This is a genomic window from Anaerotignum neopropionicum, from assembly GCF_001571775.1.
Taxonomy (GTDB): Bacteria; Bacillota; Clostridia; order Lachnospirales; family Anaerotignaceae; genus Chakrabartyella; species Chakrabartyella neopropionicum.
Genome location: NZ_LRVM01000005.1, coordinates 146,472 through 172,649, shown reverse-complemented (window position 1 = coordinate 172,649; position 26,178 = coordinate 146,472). Strand labels below are relative to the sequence as shown.

General features: G+C 38.2%; 31 protein-coding genes, 1 other RNA gene, 2 pseudogenes and 1 other annotated feature. Of the genes and pseudogenes, 21 read left to right on the top strand and 13 right to left on the bottom strand.

All coding sequences use genetic code 11. The features are described from left to right. The 6 genes and pseudogenes from CLNEO_RS09505 to rlmD all read right to left on the bottom strand — a co-directional run bounded on the left by CLNEO_RS09505 (position 1) and on the right by rlmD (position 4,546). Complete coding sequence (locus CLNEO_RS09505; RefSeq protein WP_066087915.1) at positions 1-1,014, bottom strand: permease; 1,014 nt, start codon at positions 1,012-1,014, stop codon at positions 1-3. Between the two features lie 84 nt (positions 1,015-1,098). Then, positions 1,099-1,401, bottom strand: a complete 303-nt coding sequence (locus tag CLNEO_RS09500) for an ArsR/SmtB family transcription factor (RefSeq protein WP_066087913.1) — start codon at positions 1,399-1,401, stop codon at positions 1,099-1,101. A 173-nt stretch (positions 1,402-1,574) separates the two neighbouring features. After that, positions 1,575-1,801, bottom strand: a pseudogene (locus tag CLNEO_RS09495) (thioredoxin family protein). Between the two features lie 15 nt (positions 1,802-1,816). After that, positions 1,817-2,143: pseudogene (locus CLNEO_RS09490) on the bottom strand (permease); the annotation flags it as partial. Between the two features lie 204 nt (positions 2,144-2,347). Further along, positions 2,348-3,136, bottom strand: a complete 789-nt coding sequence (locus CLNEO_RS09485; protein WP_066087905.1) for an alpha/beta fold hydrolase — start codon at positions 3,134-3,136, stop codon at positions 2,348-2,350. A 48-nt stretch (positions 3,137-3,184) separates the two neighbouring features. After that, a complete protein-coding gene (rlmD, locus tag CLNEO_RS09480) occupies positions 3,185-4,546 on the bottom strand; it encodes a 23S rRNA (uracil(1939)-C(5))-methyltransferase RlmD (protein ID WP_066087902.1) in 1,362 nt (453 codons plus the stop codon). 102 nt (positions 4,547-4,648) lie between these two features. On the opposite strand from rlmD, the gene CLNEO_RS09475 reads away from it, so the two are divergent. The 6 genes from CLNEO_RS09475 to CLNEO_RS09450 all read left to right on the top strand — a co-directional run bounded on the left by CLNEO_RS09475 (position 4,649) and on the right by CLNEO_RS09450 (position 10,147). Beyond that, positions 4,649-5,107, top strand: a complete 459-nt coding sequence (locus CLNEO_RS09475) for a S1 RNA-binding domain-containing protein (protein ID WP_066087899.1) — start codon at positions 4,649-4,651, stop codon at positions 5,105-5,107. 72 nt (positions 5,108-5,179) lie between these two features. Then, complete coding sequence (locus CLNEO_RS09470) at positions 5,180-5,479, top strand: hypothetical protein (RefSeq protein WP_066087896.1); 300 nt, start codon at positions 5,180-5,182, stop codon at positions 5,477-5,479. A gap of 332 nt (positions 5,480-5,811) precedes the next feature. Beyond that, positions 5,812-6,061 (top strand) — a binding site (T-box leader). Positions 6,062-6,133: 72 nt separating this feature from the next. Then, positions 6,134-7,165, top strand: a complete 1,032-nt coding sequence (locus tag CLNEO_RS09465) for a methionine ABC transporter ATP-binding protein (RefSeq protein WP_066087891.1) — start codon at positions 6,134-6,136, stop codon at positions 7,163-7,165. Then, entirely contained in the window at positions 7,162-7,839 is a 678-nt protein-coding gene (locus CLNEO_RS09460; RefSeq protein ID WP_066087888.1) for a methionine ABC transporter permease, read from the top strand. Before CLNEO_RS09465 ends, CLNEO_RS09460 begins: the two co-directional genes overlap by 4 nt. Positions 7,840-7,914: 75 nt before the next feature. Beyond that, complete coding sequence (locus tag CLNEO_RS09455; protein ID WP_066087885.1) at positions 7,915-8,790, top strand: MetQ/NlpA family ABC transporter substrate-binding protein; 876 nt, start codon at positions 7,915-7,917, stop codon at positions 8,788-8,790. 181 nt (positions 8,791-8,971) lie between these two features. Then, positions 8,972-10,147 (top strand): M20 metallopeptidase family protein, encoded by a 1,176-nt coding sequence (locus tag CLNEO_RS09450; protein WP_066087882.1) that lies wholly within the window; start codon positions 8,972-8,974, stop codon positions 10,145-10,147. 183 nt (positions 10,148-10,330) lie between these two features. Here CLNEO_RS09450 and CLNEO_RS09445 read toward each other — a convergent pair whose 3' ends face one another. The 3 genes from CLNEO_RS09445 to fba form a co-directional block, all read right to left on the bottom strand. Beyond that, the gene (locus tag CLNEO_RS09445) at positions 10,331-11,689 is read right to left on the bottom strand and encodes an MATE family efflux transporter (protein ID WP_066087878.1); all 1,359 of its coding nucleotides are present in this window, start codon (positions 11,687-11,689) and stop codon (positions 10,331-10,333) included. Between the two features lie 189 nt (positions 11,690-11,878). After that, positions 11,879-12,778 (bottom strand): MBL fold metallo-hydrolase, encoded by a 900-nt coding sequence (locus CLNEO_RS09440; protein ID WP_066087875.1) that lies wholly within the window; start codon positions 12,776-12,778, stop codon positions 11,879-11,881. 62 nt (positions 12,779-12,840) lie between these two features. Next, complete coding sequence (gene fba, locus CLNEO_RS09435) at positions 12,841-13,788, bottom strand: class II fructose-1,6-bisphosphate aldolase (protein WP_066087872.1); 948 nt, start codon at positions 13,786-13,788, stop codon at positions 12,841-12,843. Between the two features lie 150 nt (positions 13,789-13,938). On the opposite strand from fba, the gene CLNEO_RS09430 reads away from it, so the two are divergent. Beyond that, a complete protein-coding gene (locus CLNEO_RS09430) occupies positions 13,939-14,397 on the top strand; it encodes a signal peptidase II (protein ID WP_066087868.1) in 459 nt (152 codons plus the stop codon). Positions 14,398-14,445: 48 nt separating this feature from the next. Beyond that, positions 14,446-14,635, top strand: a non-coding RNA gene (gene ssrS / locus CLNEO_RS09425) — 6S RNA. A gap of 302 nt (positions 14,636-14,937) precedes the next feature. On the opposite strand, the gene CLNEO_RS09420 is transcribed toward ssrS, so the two are convergent. The 4 genes from CLNEO_RS09420 to CLNEO_RS09405 all read right to left on the bottom strand — a co-directional run bounded on the left by CLNEO_RS09420 (position 14,938) and on the right by CLNEO_RS09405 (position 17,566). Then, positions 14,938-15,153, bottom strand: a complete 216-nt coding sequence (locus CLNEO_RS09420; protein ID WP_066087864.1) for a hypothetical protein — start codon at positions 15,151-15,153, stop codon at positions 14,938-14,940. A gap of 23 nt (positions 15,154-15,176) precedes the next feature. Beyond that, positions 15,177-16,193, bottom strand: coding sequence for a tyrosine-type recombinase/integrase (locus CLNEO_RS09415; RefSeq protein WP_066087861.1), 1,017 nt, complete (start codon positions 16,191-16,193; stop codon positions 15,177-15,179). A gap of 182 nt (positions 16,194-16,375) precedes the next feature. After that, positions 16,376-17,053 (bottom strand): copper amine oxidase N-terminal domain-containing protein, encoded by a 678-nt coding sequence (locus tag CLNEO_RS09410; RefSeq protein ID WP_066087858.1) that lies wholly within the window; start codon positions 17,051-17,053, stop codon positions 16,376-16,378. A gap of 9 nt (positions 17,054-17,062) precedes the next feature. Continuing rightward, entirely contained in the window at positions 17,063-17,566 is a 504-nt protein-coding gene (locus CLNEO_RS09405; RefSeq protein WP_066087852.1) for a helix-turn-helix domain-containing protein, read from the bottom strand. A gap of 153 nt (positions 17,567-17,719) precedes the next feature. On the opposite strand from CLNEO_RS09405, the gene CLNEO_RS09400 reads away from it, so the two are divergent. The 13 genes from CLNEO_RS09400 (at position 17,720) to CLNEO_RS09340 (ending at position 26,066) form a co-directional block, all read left to right on the top strand. Then, positions 17,720-17,941 (top strand): helix-turn-helix transcriptional regulator, encoded by a 222-nt coding sequence (locus CLNEO_RS09400; protein WP_066087850.1) that lies wholly within the window; start codon positions 17,720-17,722, stop codon positions 17,939-17,941. Between the two features lie 149 nt (positions 17,942-18,090). Continuing rightward, complete coding sequence (locus CLNEO_RS09395) at positions 18,091-18,534, top strand: hypothetical protein (RefSeq protein ID WP_157723539.1); 444 nt, start codon at positions 18,091-18,093, stop codon at positions 18,532-18,534. A gap of 29 nt (positions 18,535-18,563) precedes the next feature. After that, a complete protein-coding gene (locus CLNEO_RS09390; protein ID WP_157723538.1) occupies positions 18,564-18,935 on the top strand; it encodes a hypothetical protein in 372 nt (123 codons plus the stop codon). A gap of 4 nt (positions 18,936-18,939) precedes the next feature. Further along, positions 18,940-19,215, top strand: coding sequence for a hypothetical protein (locus CLNEO_RS09385; RefSeq protein ID WP_066087840.1), 276 nt, complete (start codon positions 18,940-18,942; stop codon positions 19,213-19,215). Between the two features lie 1,227 nt (positions 19,216-20,442). Next, positions 20,443-20,808, top strand: a complete 366-nt coding sequence (locus tag CLNEO_RS09380) for a hypothetical protein (RefSeq protein ID WP_066087837.1) — start codon at positions 20,443-20,445, stop codon at positions 20,806-20,808. An 89-nt stretch (positions 20,809-20,897) separates the two neighbouring features. Beyond that, a complete protein-coding gene (locus CLNEO_RS09375) occupies positions 20,898-21,149 on the top strand; it encodes a hypothetical protein (protein ID WP_066087835.1) in 252 nt (83 codons plus the stop codon). A 14-nt stretch (positions 21,150-21,163) separates the two neighbouring features. Continuing rightward, a complete protein-coding gene (locus tag CLNEO_RS09370) occupies positions 21,164-21,523 on the top strand; it encodes a hypothetical protein (RefSeq protein ID WP_066087831.1) in 360 nt (119 codons plus the stop codon). Beyond that, a complete protein-coding gene (locus tag CLNEO_RS09365) occupies positions 21,523-22,263 on the top strand; it encodes a hypothetical protein (RefSeq protein WP_066087828.1) in 741 nt (246 codons plus the stop codon). Before CLNEO_RS09370 ends, CLNEO_RS09365 begins: the two co-directional genes overlap by 1 nt. Positions 22,264-22,283: 20 nt before the next feature. Beyond that, positions 22,284-22,577, top strand: a complete 294-nt coding sequence (locus CLNEO_RS09360; RefSeq protein WP_066087825.1) for a hypothetical protein — start codon at positions 22,284-22,286, stop codon at positions 22,575-22,577. Positions 22,578-22,845: 268 nt separating this feature from the next. Beyond that, entirely contained in the window at positions 22,846-23,391 is a 546-nt protein-coding gene (locus tag CLNEO_RS09355) for a sigma-70 RNA polymerase sigma factor region 4 domain-containing protein (protein ID WP_066087822.1), read from the top strand. 91 nt (positions 23,392-23,482) lie between these two features. Beyond that, on the top strand, positions 23,483-23,662 hold the full coding sequence (locus tag CLNEO_RS09350; protein WP_066087819.1) for a hypothetical protein: 180 nt from the start codon (positions 23,483-23,485) through the stop codon (positions 23,660-23,662). Between the two features lie 5 nt (positions 23,663-23,667). Next, on the top strand, positions 23,668-24,129 hold the full coding sequence (locus CLNEO_RS09345; protein ID WP_066087816.1) for a hypothetical protein: 462 nt from the start codon (positions 23,668-23,670) through the stop codon (positions 24,127-24,129). After that, positions 24,129-26,066, top strand: coding sequence for a tape measure protein (locus CLNEO_RS09340; RefSeq protein ID WP_066087813.1), 1,938 nt, complete (start codon positions 24,129-24,131; stop codon positions 26,064-26,066). The genes CLNEO_RS09345 and CLNEO_RS09340 overlap by 1 nt, the downstream gene beginning before the upstream one ends. The last annotated feature ends 112 nt before the right edge of the window (positions 26,067-26,178 follow it).

Sequence of the window (26,178 nt, the reverse complement as noted above, 5' to 3'; positions counted from 1 at the left end):
CTAAACAATAATCGTCTGAATTACGTTAAACAAGTAACCTACAACTACGATACCTATTGTGCAAATAGCAATAAATAAAGCTAAAAGCTTAGGTTTTACAGCCTTTCGCAGCAAAATCAGTGAAGGCAGAGATAATGTTGTTACTGCCATCATAAAGGACAGAATTGCTCCAAGTTGAGCACCTTTGTAAAATAATGCTTCAGCAATTGGTATGGTACCAAAAATGTCAGCATACATCGGAACACCGATGAAAGTTGCTAAAACTACGCCAAACGGATTTTCACTACCCAGTACGTTTGCAACCCATTCTTCAGGAATCCAGTTATGAATGACTGCTCCGATACCTACCCCAATAAGGATATAAGGAAACACTTTTTTAAATGTGGAAAGCATTTGTTCCTTCGCATATGTCAATCTATCTCTTCTGGTAAGCTCGGGTGATTCAATATCTACACTCCCAGCTGTCAAAATAAAACTTTCCACATGCTTTTCCATGCGCAATTTTTCAATAATTGTACCACCAACAACTGCAATAATTAGCCCCACAATGACATAAATAATAGCTACCTTTGCACCAAAGATGCTCATCAGTAAAACGAGTGAGCCAAGATCAACCATTGGTGATGAAATAAGAAAAGAGAAAGTGACACCTAAAGGTAATCCCGCTGATGTAAAACCGATAAACAACGGAATAGAGGAACAAGAACAAAAGGGGGTTACTGTCCCCAAGAGTGCCGCAACAATATTTGCTCCAATACCATGGAACCCACCCAGAATTTTTTTGCTACGCTCTGGTGGGAAGTAACTCTGTATATAACTAATAGAATATATTAAGAAACACAATAACACCGTTATTTTAATAACGTCATATGCAAAAAACTGGATACTTCCTATCCAACGGCTATTTATATCAAGCCCTAATGCTGATAAACCATTCCCAATTAATTCGTTTAACCATTTCATGCCAAGTATTTGATTTTGAAAAAAGTCCCATACATCCTTAATTATCTCCATAAAGCATCAACCTCTCTTTTAAGTCTAAAATATATTCATATTTCTTATACAAATAATTTATGTTAATATTTTTAATTATTTGCTTTAATTCTCTTTTTTACCAGTACAGTTTGTTGATGTAAGTTCCCTTAAGAGATGAATAGCATTGCTACTGCCTTGTTCTGAAATTTTATAATGCGTCCATTTGCCCTCCTGCCTGCTTTCAACAATGCCCGATTCAACAAGTATCTTCATATGATAAGAAAGGGAAGACTGTCCAATATCTATGTTTTCAAGAAGTTCACATGCACAATTATCACCATTGCGCAGCAACTCTAATATATGCAGTCGCTTCTCATCGCAAAGAGCCTTAAATACTTTTGCGTGTTTTTCATTTAACGTTTCCAAATTTTCACCTCATATCTAAAATATTTGATATATAGAAGTATATACATCAAATCAAATTTTGTCAATATGATATTGTTATTATATAAAAAAATACTACAGATGTTGACAGTTTCACTGTCATAAGCTGTAGTACTATTTTTATTCGTATTAATATTGCGGTCAATTCTTTTACTTTATAGATAATTTTTAATATCCTCAGCTGATGGAACCTTGCCCATTACTTTCACTTGCTCGTCTACAACCAATGCAGGAGTTTTCATTACGCTGTATTCCGCAATGTCCTGAATTTCTTTACCTTCTCAATGGTTGCATCAATACCTAATTCTTTGACAGCCTGCTGCGCGTTAGCCTCTAACTGCTTGCATTTAGCACAACCTGAACCTAAAAATTTAATTACCATTTTTATGATCCTCCATTAAACATAAATTATATATCCTGCCAGCATTCCAATCAATGCCGACAAAACTATCACTAATCCAACATAGGTAAGCGTTTTCTTAATACCCATTACCTTACCGATGACAATCATATTAGGCAAACTAAGTGATGGGCCTGCAAGAAGCAAAGCTGTTGCTGGGCCTTTTAACATTCCAAGAGCCATAAAGTTGTTGACAATCGGTACCTCTGTTAACGTTGCAAAATACATGAAAGCACCAAAAACTGCTGCGATTGCATTGGCTCCAAAAGAATTATTTCCTACAAATTTCACCATATATTCAAGGGGGATCACCGCTTCAATAACACCTGCTAAAAAACGCCGATTATGAAAAGGGGAACTATTCTCTTTGCTAAATCAAAAGTTGCCCTACACCATTCAAGTAACTCATCTTTTTTGAAATATAAAACCAATTCCACAATGAGTCCAATTGAAAATAAATGTAAAAAACGCAACTTTCTCAAGTAATATATCCAGAGTATAAAAAATTGTTAGCTTCTTTAAATTTCTTCAACAATTGAACTTCCGACAGTCATTATCTTGAAAAAATGCTTCTGCAACTTTTCTAAACTCCTCACTGTTTGACATTATCGCTGGGTGTCCACCCTGTTTGAAGATATGTATACCTCCATGCCCAATCTTTTCAATCATTTCAGTATATACCCGGGTGAAATAGTTCGGGTCTATAAAGCTTATAAACTCATCCTCTTGACTTCCAGTGAGTAGTATGTTTGCATTTAATGTTTCTATCGGTTTATGAAAGAATTTCCCTATTGATTTCGCATGCTCATGAATCGCATATGTGTCATTATCCACAACACTTTCCCAATCCTCGCCATGCATTGCACAGTAAAATGACTTCGCTCCTTCTTCCTGCTTAGAAGCTTCCCTATCAGCAATTACGTTTTGTGTGAATTCCCTTAATGGTTGCTCGCCTTCAAAACTGTCCGCAATGACCTTTCCAACCAAATCCGGGCGTTCTAGCGAAATATTTATTGCAACCAACGCACCTCCACTGCTTCCAATTAGGTGAACCTTTCCGTATCTCATGTGTTCTATAAATTCGATTGCTTGCAATGCTTCATCATACCAAAGATCCGTGCAAAAATTTTCTAACCTATCGGATTTTCCATGTCCTAAAAAGTCCAAAGTAATAGCTTTGAAACTATTTGTAAACAAATCTTTAATTCCCATGAACATGTTGGATGAAGCCGTATTCCCATGTAAAAAGAGAATCGGTGTACCATCCCCATGTTCCTCGTAATAACAAGATTTCCCTCTTAATTTAAAGTAAGGCATATAATTTCCTCCATATCACAATTGAATTCTATTATTTCTTTAAACCGCTTAATCCCTTTTTAGCAGGCATACAGCCTCACAATGTACCGTCCTTGGAAACATATCCATCAATTTTACCCGTTCCACCTGATATCCCGCCTCTTGAAAGACAACTAAATCTCTTGCCAAAGACGTTGGTTTGCAGGAAACATAAATAATTTCAGGGGCGCCAAAATCAATGATTTTTCCGATTGCCTTTGGATGAATGCCATCTCTAGGAGGGTCAACGATAATTAAATCAGGTGTATCCGTCAATTCGTCTACCTTTTGCAAAACATCGCCGGCAATAAAGGTACAGTTTGTCAGCCCATTTCTTTCAGCATTTTCGTTGGCGCTGGCAACGGCTTCCTCCACCAATTCGATGCCCACAACCTTTTTTGAGCCAGCCTCCGCCATAATCTGCCCAATGGTACCCGTACCACAATATAAGTCAAACACCATTTTATTGGAAACATCTCCTGCAAATTCCTTGACGATAGAATATAATTTTTCAGCACCCTTTGTGTTGGTTTGAAAAAAGGAATATACGGAAACCTTGAATTCTAAATCAAACAGCTTTTCCATGAAATAATCTCTGCCGTAAAGCACCGTCATTTCATCACTGCGTACAACGTCGGCAACGCTTTCGTTTACAGAATGAAGGATACCGCAAAGAGAGCCACAAAGGGGCAGGGCCAAAAGCATATTTTTAAATTCCTCGGTGGAAAAGGGAACCTCGTTGCTTGTAACCAAGTTGACCAGAATTTCCCCCGTGGCGTTACCCTTTCTTACTACTAGATGGCGCAGGGAGCCGTCGTGGCGCAGCTTATGATAAAAAGGAACGTTTCTTTCTTGAAAGAACGCCAAAGTACCGTTGATGATTTTTAAATAATCCTCATCAATAATATTACAATCCTTTAAGGTGACAACCTCGTAATGGCTCATGCGCTTGCGCATTCCTAGAGCCAGGTCGCCGTCCTTTTCTTCATCCCCAAAGGAAAATTCACATTTATTGCGATAGCCTTTTTCCGAGGGAGCGGGGACAATGCCTTCCCAGTTTTCTACATCTATCTTTTCTTGTTCCAATAAGCGTTTCACTTGACGCTCCTTTAATTTTAATTCATTCTCGTGGTGCAAGGGCTGATAGGTGCAGCCGCCGCAAAGGGTGTAATGAGAACAGACACCGTCTGGTCTTTCCAGAGGAGAATGCTCTAACACAGCTTGCTGTCTTGCCTCAATGCCACTGCTTCTTTTCTTAATAATTTGGGCTTCAATGGTTTGCCCGGGGATAGCGTTTTTGACAATAACCTTTTCGCCGTTAACAAAACCATAGGCTTTATTTGGAAAGGCAACATCCTCAATTTGGATGGTAATGATATCTTTTTTCTTCATAAATTCTCCTCCGAAAGTAGTTAGATTTTGTTTGTATTCAAGTGTCATCTATGGTATACTGTTCCAGTAATCTTAAAATTCTGAACGGGAGTGTATATTGGAATGTCTGAAAAATTAGAAGTAGGCAGTATCGTTGAAGGAAAGATTGTACGCATTAAACCCTTTGGCGCAATTGTTTCATTAGGTTCATTACAAGGGTTAGTGCATATTTCTCAAGTTGCCAACAGCTTCGTACAAGATATCAACGACCATGTAAAGGTTGGCGATATTGTAAAGGTTAAGGTTCTTTCTATTGATGAGGAATCTCATAAAATTGCATTGTCTATTCGGGATGCGTTACCCAAGGAAGAACGTCAGCCAAAGCCTCAGCACAAAACTGAGAAGCCTTTCCGTAAGCCAAATCAGACACAAAAGCCCGCAAGCCCTGCTGAGGAGTATTTCCGTCCCCAATCCTCTATCAATGCTACTTCGGATTTTGAAGAAAAAATGAAGGAATGGGCGAAGCAGTCAAACGAGCGTCATACCAGCTTGAATAAAAGAACAAACAAGCGCTCCAATTAAAATATTGCTTAAACATCTTACCATGAAACTGTTTTAGATGCAATAAACAGACGGCGCAGTGGGAGGGATAATATGTCATTGTTTTTTGTTATAGGGATATATTTTTATGCTCGAGGAATATTTGCGTTGTTTGGAAAGACAATTTTTTATACGCGGCGTTCACTAGAGAAGATAGAGCCTAAAAAATTGGCTGCATATTTAAAGGAAATAGGAATCCTGCATATGGCAGTAGGGACGATTTTTGTAGGCAAGGCCTTGATTGATATTGCTTTCCCTTTTCACAAGATGTTTTATTGGATATTTATTGCATTATTGGCTGTTTGTGTTTTTTTTCTTGCCCGTTGTAACGAACGGTACATGAATAAGAAATAAAGAAAAGCCTTTTTGCATTTGCAAAAGGGCTTTTCTTATGGAAAAAGCTGCGCCAATGCCCGGGAAATAGTTTGAAAGTTTGTGAAAAACAGTTTATATTATGTATTTTAAAATATAGAAATGCTAAATTTTTTTGAAGCAAGGACTGACGTTTTCAATGTGAATACTGTGAAAACATGTAAAAAAAATTGCAAAATGTATATTTAGCAACAGAACACTTTGCGATTTTCGGTAATTTTTGCATAATTACAAGAGATCTCTATATTAAAATCAACAAATAAAAAGTATTGACAAGAAAAAAATGTTGTATTATGATTAATCCAATTAAAAATTTAAAGACATGGAAGAGAAGAGTAGTAGGCGGATACTTTTGCAGAGAGTCCTCGTTTGGTGAAAGAGGATAAAGATGGGCTTATGAAGATGGTCTTGGAGTCGCATGGTCGAATTGATTTAGATCATGACGGGCGCGCCCGTTATAGTGTCAGGGTATAATCCGATTTTTTGGACGTACTCGTTAAGGTTTGTTTCGTGAGGAACAAACAAAATTAGGTGGTAACGCGAAGCTATGCTCTCGCCCTAATGATGAAGGTCATTTAGGGCGGGAGCTTTTTTATAGTTCGAGTTGTTTTACAAAGGAGAAGGAGGGAGAACGGTATGATTCAGCTGGAGAAAGTAAGCAAAACCTTTGGTGCAGGTGCTGGGGAGATTCATGCGGTAAAGGACGTAAGCTTAAATATTGATGCGGGGGAGATTTTTGGTATTATCGGATTTTCTGGTGCGGGGAAGTCCACATTGGTTCGCTGCATTAACCTTTTGGAAAGACCTACGGCGGGGAAGGTACTCATCGACGGCGTTGATCTGATGGGCTTGCCGGAAGCACAATTAAGAGAGGAAAGACGAAAAATCGGTATGATTTTTCAACACTTTAATCTTTTGCGTTCTCGTACGGTTTATCAAAATATTGCATTTCCTTTGCGCAAAAGCAAGCTGTCAAAGACGGAAAAGCATGAGAAAATATTATCCTTATTGGAGCTTGTAGGATTGTCGGATAAAACCGATGCTTATCCATCTCAGCTTTCGGGGGGGCAAAAGCAAAGAGTGGCCATTGCAAGGGCTTTGGCGAATGATCCAAAGGTTTTGCTTTGCGATGAGGCAACCAGTGCCTTGGACCCTCAAACCACAAAATCTATTTTGAACCTATTAAAAAAGGTAAATAACGAATTGGGCATTACCATTGTTTTGATTACCCATGAAATGGCAGTTGTAAAGGATATTTGCGACAGGGTTGCCATTATGGAGCTGGGATACGTGGTGGAAGAAGGGGAAACCGCTGATGTTTTCTCTCATCCCAAGGAAAAGCTAACCCGAGATTTTATGGATACGGCAAGCAACATTAATAAAATTTACGAGCTTCTTGAGGAAAAACATGAATTGACACAGATAAAGAATGGCGAAAAGCTAGTGCTGCTTACATATTCGGGTGGAAATGCCGGAGAACCTCTGATTTCCTATTTGGCCCAGAAATATCAAGTTCAGGCAAATATCATTTTTGGCAATGTGGATATTTTGAAGGATAAACCCATAGGGAAGCTGGTTGTCATTTTAAGCGGAGAGGCCGAGAATATGGAAAAGGCATTACAATATATTCAGGCTAGAAATGTTGAGATGGAGGTAATTCGGGGATGAGTTTTTTATATAACATTGCGCCACATTTGCAATCTCTGCAAGGAGAATTATTAAAATGCATGAAGCAAACCTTTCAAATGCTGTTTATTTCCGGAACGATTGCCTTTTTCTTTGGTTTGATTCTGGGAGTGCTGCTGATTGTTACAAAAAAACATGGGCTTATGCAAAATCCTATCGTGTATAAGTTCTTGGATAAAGCCATTGACATCATTCGTTCCATTCCTTTTATTATTTTGATGGTGCTTTTGATCCCCGTCAGTCGCGCCATTGTTGGCACAGGGTCGGGTGTTACTGGGTCTTATGTTGCTCTAATTGGCGGAACGGTTCCTTTTTTTGCAAGACAGATTGAAGCTGTTTTATCGGATGTGGATTATGGCTTAATTGAGGCCAGTGAGGCAATGGGCTTTGGCCCTTGGGAAATCATTTTCAGTGTTTATCTGAAGGAAAGCATCCCGGGCATCACCCGTGTAACAATGATTACCTTTGTAAGCTTAATTGGTATTACTGCCATTGCAGGGGCGATTGGCGCCGGCGGCTTGGGGGATTTTGGCATTCGTTATGGGCATCAGATGGGGTATAGAGATATGATTTGGATAACGGTTGCAATTATTTTGCTGATTATTACTGTTTTTCAAGGAATTGGAAATATAATTATCAGAAAAACAACACACTAACGGTTGGCTCTTTAATGGAAACATTTTAAGCATAGAAAAATTAAGAAAACATATAAGAAAAAGGAGAGATGTATGATGAAAAAGAATTTGAAAAAATTATTGGCGGCGGCATTGACAACTACCGTTGTATTGGCCTTGGCGGGCTGCGGTTCCGCGGGGAATGCACAAAAAGATGCACCGGCAGGGGATGACAGCGCAGCAGTAACAGTAGTAAAGGTTGGCGTGGTAGGCGAATACAATGCCCAATGGGAAACCATAAACGAATTATTAGCAGGCGACAATATTCGAGTTGAACTTGTGAAATTTGCAGATTATGCAGCACCCAACCGTGCGTTAAACGATGGTGAGGTTGATTTGAATGCATTCCAGCATAAAGCATTTTTGGCGAATGAAATTGAAACAAAGGGCTACGATATTGTAGATATTGGAGATACCTTTATTTCCCCTATCTCAATGTATCACAATAAAAACAAGATTTCTTCCGTTGAGGATATTCAAGACGGTGATGTAATTGCAATCCCCAGTGATTTGACAAATGGCGGCCGTGCTTTAAAATTAATGGAAGCAGTAGGTCTGATCGAATGTGATCCTGCAAAGGGCTTTGTTCCTACAAAGCAAGATATTACAAAATACAATAAGCAGATTGAAATTTTGGAAGCTGAATCCGCAACCTTGGCTAACATTTTACCCGATTGTGCAGCGGCAATTATTAACGGCGGCAACGCTTATACAGCAGGTTTAGATCCTATTGAGGATACAATTGCTACGGAAAATGTTGATCCTACGGTAAACGAAGCGGTTCCCAAGTTGGTTAATGTAATTGTATCCCGCACAGCAGATAAAGACAATGAAGTATACAAGAAGGTTGTTGAAGCATACCAAACAGAAGAAGTTGAAAAAACAATTAACGAAGAATATAAAGGTGCTTTTATCTGTGTTTGGGAAAAGTAAAAATAGTCTGAATAAGAATAATTTGATAAGTATGGGGTTTCATAATAGTGATTTACATTGAAGTGCAGGAGGGGGGTTCCCATCCAGTGAAAACAGATGGGTTTGTCGGCCTTTGCCGATGAACTCGTCTGTTTTGTATTTTTCTTTAAAATAAATGCATTTAAGAAAAGGCGGTAAGGATATGGCACTAAAGGATTATATTATAAAGGAAAAAAATTATATGGTTCAGCTGAGAAGGCATTTTCATGCCCATCCCGAGGTGAGCCTGCAGGAATATGAAACTTGTAAGAAAATTGAGGAGGAACTGGATTCCTTGGGCATTCCTCACACAAAGGTGGGGAAAACGGGTGTGTATGCATGGATTGACGGGAAAAAATCTCCTCAAGGAAAAATCGTTGCTCTCAGGGGGGATATGGATGCCCTTGCCATGGAGGATTTGAAAACCGTGCCTTATCGTTCCCAAAGAAAGGGCTTTTGCCATGCCTGCGGTCATGATGCTCATACGGCAACCTTGCTTGGGGCGGCAAAGGTTTTAAAATCCATGGAGAATGATTTTTCGGGGCAGATTCGACTGTTTTTTCAGCAGGCGGAGGAAATTGGCCAAGGAGCAAGACTTTTTGTTGAAGGTGGCTTGCTGGAGGGGTGTGAAAGGGTATTTGGCGCCCATGTGGCAAGCAGATTGGCAAGCGGAAAGGTTGCCTTGACAAAAGGTCCCCAGTGTGCCAGCTGTGATTATTTTAAAATAGAAATAACGGGAAAGGGTGCCCATGTTTCTATGCCTCACTTGGGGGTGGATGCAGCTTATATTGCAGCGCAAATTGTGGTAAACTTACAATCCATAGTGGCAAGAAGTACGGCACCGTTGGAAACCGTAGTGGTAGGTGTCGGTGTAATCAAGGCGGGTACCCAGTATAATATTGTTGCGGAAAAAGCGGAAATTGAGGGGACAACCAGAAGCTTTTTGCCGGAAGTACGCAAATTTACTAATGAAAGAGTGGTTGAGATTGCCAAGCAAACCGCAGCAATGTACGATGCAAAAGCAGAGGTCACCTTTTTGGATTTTGCAGCCCCTTTGGTGAATGATGCCCAAACGGTAGATGAAGTGATAGCCGTTGCCCAAGGATTCATTGATCGTTCTAATATTGTGACGGATTATGAGAAGGCTTTGGGCGCCGATGATTTTGCCGATTATTTGGCTGTAACAAAAGGAATGTATGCTTTTATTGGCACAGGAAATGATGAAAATCCAAATACAAGGGTTGCCCATCATCACGGTTTGTTTGATATTGATGAGGAGGCAATGCTGATTTCTTGCAATTTATATGTAGATTACGCTTTATGGGTTTTGCAGTCGTAAAGCTCCTTTGCATGCCTTGAAAATTCAATTTTTGTATGAATAAAAAAAGCCCTATTGCTTTATTTAGGATTCTTTATAAATCCAAGCAATACGGGCTTTGTTTGCATAAAAATCTGTAAAATTTTTGTGTTGAAATAGTGGGTTTCTCGTTAACCTTAGTGTAAATATATTTTTACCTACAGTTTAAAAATCCAACCTTTTCATAATTCGAACAAGGAAAAAAGAGCAAAGGGCAAAGGCCACCACTTCCGCAATGGGGAATGCAAGCCAAACCATATTTAGTTCGCCCAAACGTGCCAAAATATAAGCTGCCGGCAAAAGTACAACCAGCTGTCTTACGACGGAGATAATTAGGCTGTAAATTCCATTGCCCAACGCCTGAAACACGGAGCTGGCGACGATATTATATCCGGCTAGAAGGAAGCTAAAGGAAATGATTTTTAAAGCCGGCACACCAATGGCGATCATGTTTTCAGAGGCCTTAAACATGGCCAAAAGTCTTTCTGGAAGAATTTGAAAAGTAGCAAATCCAGCAATCATAATGACAATTGCGGCAATTACGCTTAATTTTATTGTTTGATGAATACGCAGCTTATTTTTTGCTCCATAGTTATAAGCAATAATTGGAACCATGCCGTTGTTTAGACCAAAAACCGGCATAAAGATAAAACTCTGCAGCTTAAAGTATACGCCAAAAACAGCAATCGCCGTTGAAGTAAAGCCATCCAAAATGCGGTTCATGCAAAAAATCATAACGGAACCAATGGAAATCATTAAAATTGAAGGTAGTGCAACAACGTAAATGCTTTTAAGGATTGCTTTATTTGGCAGCATTTCTTTTATTTTAATACGAATTTCATGGTTTCTTTTTAAATTTAGTGTAACACCAACCGTGCAAGAAATAAATTGCCCAATAACGGTGGCAATGGCTGCACCTGCCACACCCATTTTCGGTATGCCAAATAGACCGAAAATAAAGATAGGGTCTAAAACAATGTTTACCAAAGCACCAATGCTTTGGCTAATCATAGCATCCATTGTTCGCCCTGTGGATTGCAATAAGCGCTCCATTGCAACCTCAATAAATATTCCTAATGATCCAATTAGGACAATGTGAAGGTAAACTTCGCCACCTTTTATGATTTCTATAACATCTGTTTGTCCCTTTAAAAACGGTGTTGTAAAGAAAAGACAAATAAAGACAAATAGTAACCAGTTCATAACAGCTAAAAAGATGCTGACACTGGCTGTTTTATTGGCGATATCGAACTTTTTGGCACCCAGGCTTTTTGAAAGCAAAGCATTCGTACCAACCCCTGTGCCTGCAGCTACGGCAATCATAAAGTTTTGCATGGGAAAGGCTAAAGATACTGAGGATAATGCATTTTCGCTGATTTGAGCGACGAAAGCGCTATCTACAATATTATACAGTGCTTGCACCAGCATGGATATAATCATAGGTACAGACATACCAAAAAGTAGCTTGTTCACGGGCATAGTTCCCATTTTATTTTCCTTTATTTCTGTAGCCACGGAACTCATTATGTAACCCCCTTTTTTCGTATTGAAATCCCGATATAGTTGTAAAATCTGCGCAATTATAGCGCTGCCGAAACAGCGCTTTTTTGGGTGTTTTTTGGCTTTTTCATGCGATACTAAACTATGATACGCCGATATAATAATATTGTCAATATGAATTTTGGGGATGAAAGGAAGTGGATACTGTTTATGTTATTTTGCCGAAGAAGCTTGGTTGATTGTTTTCCAAAAAAGATAATTGTTTTCCACAAAAGCCTCCATCTTTCCCGCATCGTAAAGATAGGATAGGTAGGAGCGAATGGTGCTGCCTACCAGAACATATTGTGCATAATCCATGGTTAAAGCGTATTTTTCAAATATAGAGTGAAGAAGTTCCTCAAAAAACCTTGGGACGTCACATAAATTTAGTAATTCTTGAAGGATTTCATTGGCTTTCCTTCGATTTATTTCTACCAAGGGGCGAATATTCTCCGTGGGCTCAGCGTGGGCAGGGATGAAAAGCACACCTTCAAGGGTTTCCAGAAAATCAAGGGTTTTAAAAAAAGCCGTAACATCATAGTTAAAGCTGATATGATATTTCTCCAAAATTGCTTCGCTGAAAACAGAATCAGCTAAAAAGTATATGTTATCCGGTGTTCTTACCCCGATCATCTGCCAGAAATGCCCGCCCAACGGGAAAATCTCCATGCCATGGGGAAGTGCTGCCAAAGAAATATCCTGAGCCTTGGAGGGAGTAGCCATTAAAAATTTATTTCGCAGCTTTTGAAACGGATAACCGCCATAAAGAAAAGAAGGCTCCAAAATAGGGCTTTCAATTACGGCGTTTTCCATAGGGGTAGAATAAATAGGACAGTTTAGCCTGTCTTGCAATAAAGCGTTCCCCCCAATATGGTCGGCATTGGAGTGTGTATTTATAATTCCACTTAGCTTCCAACCTTGCTGTTCTAAGATTTTCTGAATTTTTCGCCCGGCATCCTTATCATTTCCGCTATCAATTAACCAGACCGCCTCCTTTGAAGCGCGGTAGACCCCAATTTTTGAGGGGCAGTTGATATAAAAGGTGTTTTCCGCAACCTGAATTAATTCGTACATAAAATGCCTCCTTTTCAGAAAAAGCTGCTCCGATTTTCGGAACAGCTTTGCAAAATTTTTGTTTAGTTCATGGAGTTTGTAGAGCCAATTACATTTTTGATTTTATCCTCAACCAATGAGTGGATTAGCTCTCTGCCGGCGCCAAGATAACCACGAGGGTCAAATGCGGAAGGATTTTCTCCAAGGGATTTGCGAATTGCCGCCGTCATTGCCAAGCGAAGATCAGTGTCCATATTAATTTTGCAAACGGCCATTGCTGAGGCTTTTCTCAGCATTTCCGCAGGGATTCCCTTTGCACCTGCAATATTTCCACCAAATTCGTTACACATTGCAACACAGTTTTGATCTACAGAAGAAGCACCATGCAAAACAATGGGGAAATTGTGGAAGCCTTCTGTCTCCAGTTTTTTCGATATGCTTTCCAGACGGTCAAAATCCAATTTTGCTTCACCTTTAAATTTATAAGCGCCATGGCTGGTACCAATGGCAATTGCCAAGGAATCTACGCCCGTGCGTTTTACAAAATCAACGGCCTGATCGGGATCTGTATAGGTCGCATTCGCCGCATCAACCTTTACTTCGTCTTCTACACCTGCAAGCTTGCCTAGCTCTGCTTCCACAACAACGCCTCTTGCATGGGCATATTCAACAATTTCCTTCGTTTGTGCTATGTTTTCTTCATAATCTAAATGAGAGCCGTCAAACATGACTGAGGTGAAGCCATATTCAATGCAGTCCTTGCAAACTTGAAAATCAGAGCCGTGATCCAGATGCAGGGCAATATCCAAGCCGGTTTCTTCCACAGCTGCATCTACCATGGCCTTTAAATATTTAGGATGAGCATATTTTAACGCACTTTTAGAAACCTGAAGAATAACGGCAGAGTTTTGTGCCTTTGCGGCCTCAACCACTCCCTGAATGATTTCCATATTATTAATATTAAATGCGCCGATGGCATAGCCGCCTTGAAAAGCTTTTTCAAACATTTTTTTTGTTGTAACCAACGCCATTTTATAACACCTCTCTCTTTTTTGTTTACAAATGATTGTCTCCTGTAATAAAATTATAATACGGTAGTTTGGTTGTGGCAAGGGAAATCGAGAAGTTATACCGCCTTTTGTGGCAAAAAATACAATTTTTATAGAATGAGGTGAAGCAATTTGAAAAATTTTTTGGTCTTTCTTGGTGTTTTGGGTTTGGATTTGGGAACAAAAAAATGGGCAGATTCACGCTTGCCGCGAGGTGAGAGGAAAAAAGTTTCCGAAAATCTCCTGTATTTCCAGCACATAAAGAACTCTGGAATGGCATATCATAAATTTGCAGGGAAAAAGAATTTTATTCTTAGCATAACGGGAGGATTGACGGCTGTTTACAGTATATTTTTTCTCTTGGCTTGTTTTGGCAAAAAAGATACACAGCGGTATGCATTTCCACTGGCCGTAACCCTTGGTGGCGCTTATGGGAATTTTTTGGAAAGATGGAAAAAGGGCTATGTGACGGATTTTATATATATTGATAAGGGAAAAAATGCCCCGATTTTCAATATTGCCGATGTTGCACTGCTCTTTGGAGCAATTTTAGTGGGAATGGTTTCCATAAAGGATTCGACAAATATGTAGAAGTTTCCCTATTGAAGAATTGCGAATTGCGTTGTATAATGTAAATACAAATTCCTGAAGTGTTCGAGAACTTACCATATTTGAACCTACACAACTGACTCGGGATTCCTATATGCAAAAGCTATGTCAGGCCCCAAGATAATTCCCTTTGGGCGGGGGAAGGCAGATGCTTTGGCTGCGGTTACCCACCTGGCTTAGGCTAGGTGTCAAGCGGTAAGGACGGCACTTTGGGATATATTTATGCTTAGAATATATATTTGTTTTGTGGTTTTATAAAAAAATTACGGGTTGTGTCTGGGATCAAACAGACATGGCCCATTTTTTTTATAAAACAGAAAAATTGTATAAAAAATGTAAAATATTTTACTTTAAATAGTTTTTTAAAATGATATAATATTGTAAATACTTTTACAACCCCTTGAAAACACTGGGTTTGTCTGAAATTTGTTACTAATGTGATATTAGTTCAATTCTGATTTTCGATTCTGAACGGTATAAAAATAAGGTGTTGCATCCCAATATGCAGCACCTTATTTTGCATTACAAGGCTTCAATAAGTCCAGTGTTCAACTTGTGCATTGCTTGATTTTTGAGTATGGTAATTCTATCAAAAGAGTATGTGCAAAGTGTAACAATGTATTGTTTTAAGTCTTCATCATAGAAAACAGATGAGTGTTCAGAACAATCATCTTTTATTGTAATTTTGTAAGTCATTTTCATTTCTTGTTGTTTCTTCAATTCGATTATTTTTCCCATGCTATTCACCTATTCCTTTCAATTTAGGAAGCAATTAAAAGGATTGCTTCTTTGAGTTCATCCAGTGTCTTATGGGTGTAAACTCTTTCACCAACTTCTTTGGATTTATGCCCCATCATAAGGTCAATACATTTCTTGTTAGCACCTGCACTGTCAAGTCTACTTCTGAAAGTATGTCTGCATTCATGCGGTGTATGCTTCATGTTGTGGCTTTCCATCACAGTGTTCCAAAATGTGTAATAGGTTACAGGGGGAATCTTCTTGCCATTGTAGCTGAAAAGGTACTGATTGCCTTCCTGAACACGGTTTTCAATCAAATGATATATTTTGGGATGGATTGGAACAATTCTGTCCTTTCCTGCCCTGGTCTTGACACCACCTTGAATTGTAGCTGCATTCAGGTCAATGTCTTCTGTCTTCAATCCCAATAATTCACTAAGCCTGAAACCAGTGTATAGGAACACCAGGATTGAATCAACCCAAGGTTCACCCTGGAACTTCCACAAGATTTGAACTTCTTCATCAGTGAATGGTTCTTTGCTTGTTTCAGGAATTGGTTCAGCAGTGGTCAGTTGGGCATACCCTTTGTTGATGACATCCACTTCAAGTGCAAACTTATCAAGATGACCAAACAGGTTCTTGATTGCCCACTGGGTGGAATATCCTTTGCCACACCCATCAATGATGTCTTGCATGTGGAATGATTTGATTTCCTTATATTTCATGTTCCAAAGTGGCTTGGTGTGCTTGTATGCAGATTTCAGTGAACCTTGCGTTGATTTACTCATCTTGCAAAGTTTCTTTTCAGACCACTGTTCAAACAATGATGACAGGGTTATCTTTTCGGCATCAATATCCCAAGGTGACTTATTGTATTCAGCAAGGGCAATCATCCCTGCTTCCCTTGTTGGATAGTAGCCAATAGTTTCATAGATTGGATGTCCTTTGTCATTCCATCCAGTTGTTTTTCTCACCACAAAAGGGTTTCTTCTATTTCCTGACAGTTTCGCAACACTGCCCCATCCGTTCGGATTACGCATAATTTACCATTCCTTTCAATTGATTTTTCAAGAATGAAATGGTAAAATGTAATGTAGACCATTTCATCTTGTTTGCTCATCAGCTTCATCTTGATTTGGTGCTTTCTTGAATCCCTGGGTTGCAGCCTGGGGATTCTTTTATTTTGGTCATCTACTGATTGCAGTCAGTGGGTGACCTTTTTTCATTTCCATTCGACACTGTTTGAATCAAAATCAGTAAAGTCAAATCTATTACTTTGTGGATAAATTGAAGTGTTCAAATCATCACCTGTATATTGAATAACAGTATTGGTTATCTGCTTTACATATTCAGGTGTAGCATAATACTGTCCACCAATGTATACTACATCACCACTAAGAACATTTTTAACTAAGGTTTCAAGGCTTGATGTGCTATAAGGCACAAATTCATCACTAATAGTGAAGTTATAGGCATTTACAGTTTTTGTTTTACTATCCCATTCAACGGTATACCCCATGGATTCCAACACAATCCTTATGGGTAAATAAGTTCTTCCATTATTCACAACTGCAAAAGTGTCATTTTGAAGCTTTTCGTTATTGTTGTAAATATAGTCTGTTCCAATTGGTACTTCAACCCTGTCATGTTCTGAAATAACAATTGCTACTTGATTAGTCTTGTCATAACCAACTGAACAACCTGCTGATTCCATAGTTATACGCAAAGGAACCATTGTTCTTGAATTTTCATCTACATAGGGATAACCACTATTTTCTGTAAATTCAATGGGGTTTCCATTTACAACAATATTGATTTCTTGGTCTGCTGCAAAAACAACTTGGCTTTGTAAAAGTAAAATAGCAATGATAGTTAATACACAAAGTTTTAATCTTTTCATATTAGTGACCTACCTTTCATTTTCTTGGATTTTCTTAAATTTCCAAAGCTGATGTTCAATTGATTCTGCTGTTTGCTTTTGAAGTTCACTGAATTCATCTTCTGTTAATGTTAAAGGGTCACCTTCGTACATAATTGAAACAGAAAAAGTTTCACTTTCAACAGAAGAACCTTGGACTTCATCTTTGAATTCCTTGGGAACTGCTTCAATTGGAATAGTGCATGGTTCAGAATAGTAAACCACATCAAACCCAAGGGATTTCATATAGGAAACAAATCTTTCATGCTTTTCCACTTCAATTGCAATGTCAGGGTACTGTTCATCCCAATCCATTAAGAAGTTAGGGTTTACCCCTAATGCCTTTGCAATTTTTTCAACCACATTTTTATTAGGTTCACGCTGCCCTTTTTCGTAACGCATTATTGCGACACCTGACATTCCAATTGCTTTTCCTAAGTCTTCCTGGGTCATACCTGCATTTTTCCTTGCTATTTTAATGCAATCACCAATCACAAAATCACCTCACTTTTTATTTTGGTGTCTTAATAGTAACACCAAACAACCAATATGTCAATTATGTTTGTAAAACTTATTGACAATTAACCGAATTGGTAGTATTATTTAATTACAACCGATATGGTTAGTTTTGAGAAAGGATGTGACAAAATGGTAAGCAAATTAAAGCTGAAAAGAATTGAACTTGGATTGAAGCAAAAGGATGTTGCCAAGCAAGTTGGAATTACCCCTCAATATCTTATGAATCTTGAAAATGGCAAAAGCAAAAATCCAAGTATCAAGGTAATGAAGGAAATATCAGCAATATTGGATTGTCCAGTACAAGAATTGTTTTTTGGAACAGGTGCTGCAACACTTACTGAAACAAAATAAGGGATTCAAGAAAGCTAAAATTGAATAGGAAGGTGAAGCTGATGAGCAAAAAGCATTCAATGGAACTTATCAATCTATTACTTGATGAGATTCAGAAGAACATCAACAAAATAATTGAAAACAAATAGGATGAAAGGATGGTACAAATTATGAAAATCAATAAGAACAATATTACTGGCATGATGCTATCAAATAACACAACTGGGGAACTTCTTTCAGTGTATGTGCATGAGGAATCCCCTGAATCAGTGGATGGTGTAGTTCATCAATTTCCTTTAAGTAATGGATTTGAAATTCATAAATGCAATGAGTTTCTTCGTTCCTTGGAAATCAAAGATGAATTTGAAATTACTTTCATGAGTTATAAGCAATATGCAAATCAGCTTCAAAGGTTGATGACTTTAATGTTAATTCAAAGATTGCTTGATGCAGCAGGTTCTGATGTAGCTGCTTATGAAATCTATAATGTCATGCTTGATGGTTTCAAAGGTCAGAACTTGGTGGTCAAAGCAGAACAGGAAAATGACCTTCAAAAATATGTCATGATGGCTTTGAACAAGTTCATTGAACTTGATGGAAAGGTTGGTGAATAATCATGTTAGACAGCATTAGAAAAAAATACTTGGCAGCTTATGAAAAAGCACTTGATTTGAAGGTTGACATTGTTCTAAAAAAAGTGTCAAAAAGGAAGTTCAGACCTTCTACTGACATCCGATATATTGTGACAAAGGAATATGAAAAATCGTTCCGCTATGTTGAGGAATATAAGGATTCATTCATGGTATTGGCGGTTATGGAAAACAATCAAGATTTTGATGGATTCAGAACATGTGCAATTTATGACTTATACAAGGAACTTTGTGATTCCTTCAAATTCAATGTTCTTGCCAAAGAAGACTTTGCAAGGTTCGTCAATAAATACTTTGGATATACAGTTGTTGATACAAGGGTTTGGGGTGTCAAGTCCAGGGTATTCATTAAAAAAGGCAGGTGATTAGATGCCTGTTACAGTAAACATCAGACAGGTCAAGGAAGACCTGGGTGAAGACATAGCAAAGTTAATTCAAGAACATTACCCTGGTATGTACATTTATGTGTCAAATAACCCTGTTGCATTAGAATTTGAATCAACAGAAGCAAAGTATCAGTATATTTTGAACCTGGCGAATTCAGGCAGAACATATGACTATATTGCAGAAAAGGTTGGATTGAGTAAGGACAGGGTCACAAAGATAATAGCTGACACCTATAAGAATCGAAAATCTGAAAGTTAAGTTAAGACCTGCATCACAACATCAATTGTGTGTGCAGGTCTTTTTTATCAGTAGAAAAGAAGTCGGGGACAATTTGTCCCCGAATGAGTTTAGGGAATATTTTTCCCTGAAAAGAGTTCGGCAAGTTATATATGCCGAATGAAAAATTGATTGGAAATCCAAATGTATCGTTAGTGATGCTTACAGAATCAGGTTATTTGATGTCGGTACGAATTTCGTACAGACATATGGTTGGGATGGTTTGTCCTGTTCTTTATTTCAATTAAAGGGGTAGTGTTTAGCTACTTCATATCCGTCACAGCGGTGGATATAAGTATAATTCTGTTCAAGTGTTCAAGGCAGTGTTCAATATGAACTGGCTGACATTGAACAGGTTAAAACCCTTGTGAATACTGGGTTTGTTTGGGTGCTGTTCAAGCGTTCAATGTCACTATTAACTTCTTTATATATAAGAGAAAAACATCAAAAAATTACGCTAAAAATAATTATATATAGTAAGTATAGGATTTCCCTTGAACACTTGAACAAAATTTATTGAGAAACCTTGTAAAATCAAGGGTTGTGATTGTTCCACTGCTTTTCTAGCATTGAACAGGTGCATGAACAATTTTGAAAGTTAATATTCAAAAATACTATATGTAGTAGGTATTTTTATAATTATAACCACATGTTGTGTATTTGCAAGACAATGATGCCCATATTTAGTATAATATACATGTCAGGTACTAAAAAATTATGAAAGAGAGGAAACCCCCTTTCAATTCCTGATTTACCTGACAATCAGGTGTGCATTAGCTATTAAAAAAAGCCTGATAACCTTGTTTTCTTTGTCACATGGTTTGATGCCCTGGTTGCTTATATTGACCAGTAAGTGACCAGGGCAACCAAATCATCAAGGACACAAAGAAAATTCCTATATGACCTTTATATGAAGCCTGATAAGGTATATCCACACATTTCGCAGTCCCTAAAAACAGGTTAGTAAATGTTAGCATTCAAAAACTGTTAAGTATTGTTAAGTAATTTTCACTATCGGGATATTTGGGACACCCTAAAAAAGTATGTTCACATTTTTCACCCCCTAAAAAGGACAGAAGAATGTTGACAATTGTTGACCTTCAAAATTACTAGGGGGAATGTTGAAGAATGTTGAGGTTCAAAACTACTAGGCAAAACTAGAGAATTTTTATAATAAACCAAACAAATTTATAGAAAGGGGTGATTCAAATGAATATGGGATTTGGAATTTATTTCACTAATCAAGCTGAACTGAATTTGAAGCATGTGACCGCTATCAAGGTGTTATGTGGCAGGACTAACAAAATTCTATATATGGATGAAAGAACCAAGCATTTTGAGGATGTAAAACCTTTTGCATATGACAGTGGGTTCTATTATGTGGTTTGCCCTTGTTGCCATCAGATTGAAAGGGTTTCTAAACACTACTTTCAGGATGGGAACAAAGCAAAGATTCATTGCAGCACCAGGACAATCACACAAAAGACCAAGTTCAAGAAAGGTTCAGAATCTATTGAACAAAACACATCCAAATCAATGTCATTTAACCTGGATTTGGATGATTGGAAAGCCTGATAATAACAGGTTAGTAACAAAACACCCTTCAAAGCCTTTGAAATCAAGGTTTTGAATTTATTAAACCATAAAAAGGAAGGTGATGCAGCTTGATTGATGTACAGAAACAATTGGATGAAGTCATTCGATTAAATATAGAAAAACAGCAAGCAATGACCAAGATTCATAAGAGCACACACAAAAGTGTTGGAAGATGCTTGTTGGAACTATCCCCTGATGAAAAACAACAGGCATTGAACAAAGTTCAAAAGTTCTACAACACCAAGATTGATGGAATATATCAGGGAATCAACAACCAACTACAAGCAGCAGGACAACCCCTGCTGACTAACCCATTTTAGAAAGGATGATTGAAATGAAAAACAAAGATGAACTTGCAGAACAACTGGAAGAACAGGAACAGCAGATTGAACTGCTAAACCATAAAACACAGCAGTTGGAAAGTGCAGTTACTTTTCTTCTCAACAGGGCACGATTAAAACCCATAGAAGCATTGGAATTTACAGAACTATATCCTGAATGGTTACCTGGTGGAAGATACCCCAAAGGAACATATTTGACATATGGCACTGATGAAGATGGAAACAAACAGCTTTACTATTCTGAAACAGATGTCATGAAAGCTGAATCATGGCGGTATCCAGGTAAAGAATCAACAAATCATGCAGTAGATAGATTATACATGCCAATTCAAAAAAGAAAGGATGAAGAATAATGAAATTAGAACTGGTAAAGAAAATCAAAGAAATCATTGAAGCCTATCATGCTATTACTGACTTATGTGCAGCAGAAATCAAGAAGGCATTTGAAGAACTCAATGAAACCCCTAATAAGTACACCCCTGAATATACCATGCAAGCTGCAAAGACAGCAGTTGATACTGCTATTGGTGCAAATGAAAAAAATGGTAAGGTTCTGAATCAGAAGTTGAAGTTGGTCATTGCTGATGCAAAGAAGCAGGTTCTTCCAATGCTTTTTGAGAAACCCAAAGTCATTACTGATAAGGCGGTTCTTGTGAACAATGCCTTGCAGCTTCTTCAAATTGAAGGAACTGAAATCACTGATGATGTTGCTTTTGAAATCTTGAAGGAATTCGTTGATGACCATGAGCAGATGAAGGTCTTCAAAAGAGTAATTGGAAAGCATGTTGAACTTGAAACTGCTACTGGTACAAGCACATTTCCAAAGACCTTTGGTAAATTGAACAAGATTGAAACAGCACTGAACACTTTCAATGAAGTTGAATCCATTGCAAATGGAATCTTCCTTCATAAGAAAGGCTTTGGTGAAAGGTATGTTGTTAATCGACAAACATTCACTATTCCAGTAGATGGATATGGTCAAATCCAGGATGAAGATGCAATCATCAATTATTCAACCATCATTGAAGAAATTGCTGAAAAGAATGATTTCTTTCAGGAAGTTCCCAATGATGACCAGGATAATGAAGAATAATTGAAAGGATGGTGATTTGAATGAAAGAATTAGATTTATGTGTAAGAATGACCAGGACTGAATTTGATGAAAAGAATCAAACTTGCAAGATGTTCAAAATTCAAGACTATTCAACATATGAAGTTGGTCAGATGGTTTATATGAATGGAAGTCATTACATCAAGACCAATGGAACAACTTCATGTAATTTCTCAATGGGTGAAGGCTGGAAAACGGTAGTTGTAACTGAAAGTGTATTCACCAAAGGAAACCAGGACTTTGATGCAAATGGTCAGCCTTACACCGCAACCAACCCTGCACCAGTTGAAGGATAATTGAAAATTAACTTTCAAAAACACTTCAATAATAACAGGTTAGTAACAAATGACCTGAAAAAGCCTTGATTTGCAGGGTCTTGAAATTATTATGTAATGATTCCCTTCCCTTTGGTATTTCGGATGTAACTGAAAGACACATAATCACTGGACTGAACCAGGAAAAAAATGTACTTGTGAAAAAATATCATTACTAATAACACCATTACAACAAGGGGAAACAGGGAAAGCAGCCTTGTTTCCCCTTTAACATAGAAAGGGGTTCAGTATGGACATACAAGAATTAGTGAAACAGACAATCCAAGCCACAACAGATGCAACTGTCAAAGAATTGAAAAAGCAAGGTTTGATGAAAAAAGAAGGTCAGACACCTTTTCAGAAAACTGAAACTTTGCTTTATTCTTACTCAAAGTTTGAAGCTGCTGTCAAGCAGAAGCATCAGGAAATTCAGGATATTGAAAAGCATGGTGTGGCTTGTAAGTCTAAAAGTTTTGTTCAGTGGAGTAAGAATGCACCACTGTCTGACCTTAGTCAAGAACTTGAAAAGAAAGACAATGCAATTGACCAACTTAAAAAAGCCATTATTAAAACAGAATCATACATTTCAGAAATTGACATTGCACTGAATGGAATAGCTGATGACCCATATTTTGACATCATACCAATGAAGTATTTTGAAGGTCAGACCAGGGAAGAAATTGCTGAACATTTTGAAGTTGATGTTTCAACCATATCAAGGCAGAAAAACCGACTGGTGAACATACTGCAAATCAGATTGTTTCCAGTGGATGTGTTTGAAACAATCTTCAACTAATAACCAATTAGTAACAAAAGACCATAAAAACCAAGTGGAATCAGGGGTTTGAATTTATGACCTCATGATTCCATCAGAAAGGAAGCTGAAAATGGAAGAAAAACACAAAGTCATCTACTATTTTTTACATGCTGATGATAGTGACACCAAAATAACACAACAACTATCACAAAAGGATTTGGGGAAATTGCTATTGCGTGATGATGTGGTTCTTTCCAGTGTAAATGCTGAACGCAAACCTTATTATCGCAGGAAAAAGAAAGGCAGGTGAAAAACATGAATAAGAACATAGAAGTCATAAGTGAAAAGGTTTGGGCAGTAAACTTCAACTTTGTGAAGGTTGGTTATATCAAAGAACTGACCTTCAAGAATCAGGAATCAACTGACTGTCTTGCAGTCTTGACCAATGATGGAACATACATCTTGAACAAAGCAGTGAGTTATTCAGTATATGTTCCCTTCATTCAAGCAGTAATGTCTTTGAACACTGCTGAACTGAATTCTAAACAGGGATTCTGCAAAGTCATCAGAACTATTGTACCAAGCATCAAAAACATGACTGATGACCAAATAATCAAGTTCATTTGGTCAGATAACAGTATCACTGGAAACTGGACAATCTATCAGAATCTTTGCAAATGGGAATCTGAAAGAAGAACTGTTGAAAAGCAATACATCAAGAAACATTGGTTCTTGATTGGTATGAAAAAATTACTTAAAAGACTGGGGGTGAAATAATGGCAAGTATCGCAACACAAATTAACTTAGTAGATAGAATGTCTTCCCCACTGCACAATGTTATTAGTGCAGTGGAACAGATGACCAGTGCATTACAGTCTGTTGACAATGCAGTGAATCATGGTTTTGACACAACTGCAATAGATAATGCAAGGCGGTCTGTTGACATGGCGAACACCCAAATGGAAGAAATTGAACAAAGCATCAGACAGGCAGGACAGCAGCAAGAAAACCTTAATAATCAGATGAATCAGGGGCATTCAGCAATGGATGGTCTTGCTAAAAAGGCATTGAGCATGGTTGCAGCTTATGCTTCTATTCAATCCATTGGGAAGGTCATGGACTTATCTGACACCATGACACAAACAACAGCAAGATTGAACTTGATGAATGATGGACTTCAAACCACTGATGAACTTCAACAGAAAATCTTTGAATCTGCACAAAGGTCAAGGGGGTCATATATCGCAACTGCTGATGTTGTGGCAAAGTTAGGACAAAGGGCAGGTGATGCTTTCAGTTCCAATGATGAAACAATTGCATTTGCAGAGAACTTGAACAAAATGTTTGTCATTGCAGGTGCAAGTCAACAGGAAATGCAAAGTGCATCTTTACAGTTGACACAAGCACTTGGTTCAGGGGTGTTGAGGGGGGAAGAACTCAATGCAGTGTTTGAATCTGCTCCAAATGTTATCCAAGAAATAGCAGATTACATTGGGAAACCAATTGGTGAAATCAGGCAGCTTGCAGCAGATGGACAAATCACTGCTGATATTGTCAAGAATGCATTATTGTCAGCAACAGATGAAGTCAATGCACAGTTTGAATCAATGCCTGTTACATTTGCCCAAGCATGGCAAGGTATTCAGAATGACTTGCTGATGACCTTCCAACCTATCCTCTCAATAATTGCACAGGGTGCAGGATGGATTCATGAAAACTGGTCTACAATAGAACCTGTATTTTGGGGATTGGCTGCTGCTGTTGCTGCTTATGCTTTGATAACAGGAATTTCTGCTGCTGCAACATGGTTATCAGTGGCAGCAAACCAAGCATTGATTGTCACCATGCTTTCCAACCCTATCCTTTGGATTGCAATTCTGATTGGATTCCTGGTTGCTAAACTCTATCAGTGGGTTCAGTCTGTTGGTGGGGTCAAAATTGCCTGGATGATTGCTATGAATGCAATCAAGACCGCAGGTGATTGGGCATGGATTGGAATTATGACTGGTGTCAACTGGGTCATGAATAGCTTCAATAAGTTCCAGTTGACAGTGATGACTGTCAGCACTGCTATTCAAAACTTTATGGGTGATATGAAAGCAGGTGTCCTGATGACCTTGGAAAACATGGTCAATGGTGCTATTGGCATCATCAATGATTTCATTGCTGTCCTGAACAAGATTCCTGGGGTTTCCATTGAAGCAGTTGCACAGGTTTCCTTTGGAACTACTGCTGAACTTGAAAATCAGGCAAATAAGGCAGCAAGGAATGCTGAACTGACAGACTATGCAAATGATGTTGCTGCAAAAATCAGTGCAAGGGATATGGCTTTGAATCAGATGAAATCAGATGCAATTGCTGCAACAGCAGAAAGACAAGCTGCAATTGATGCAGCACAGATTCAAGCAGCAGCAAAACAAGATTCATCCATGTATGATGGCTTTGATGCAATGGCTTCCAACCTTGATGACATAGCAGGAAACACTGGTGACATGAAGGATGCAGTCACAGCATCAGAAGAAGATTTGAAATATATGCGTGACATTGCTGAAACACAAGCGGTGAACAGGTTCACCACAGCAGAAATCAAAATTGACATGGGTGGAATACAAAACATTGTCAATGAAAAGAGTGACCTTGATGGTATTGTGGACTATATGGTGAATGGTATGAATGAAGCAATGGAAAAAGCAGCAGAAGGTGTTCATGTGTAACACATTAGTAACAAAACACCTTGCTAACACAGCAAAATCAACACTTTGAATTTATTATGACATAATTTAGACCCTTGGACTTCGGTTCAGGGGTCTTTTCTTTTGACAAGAG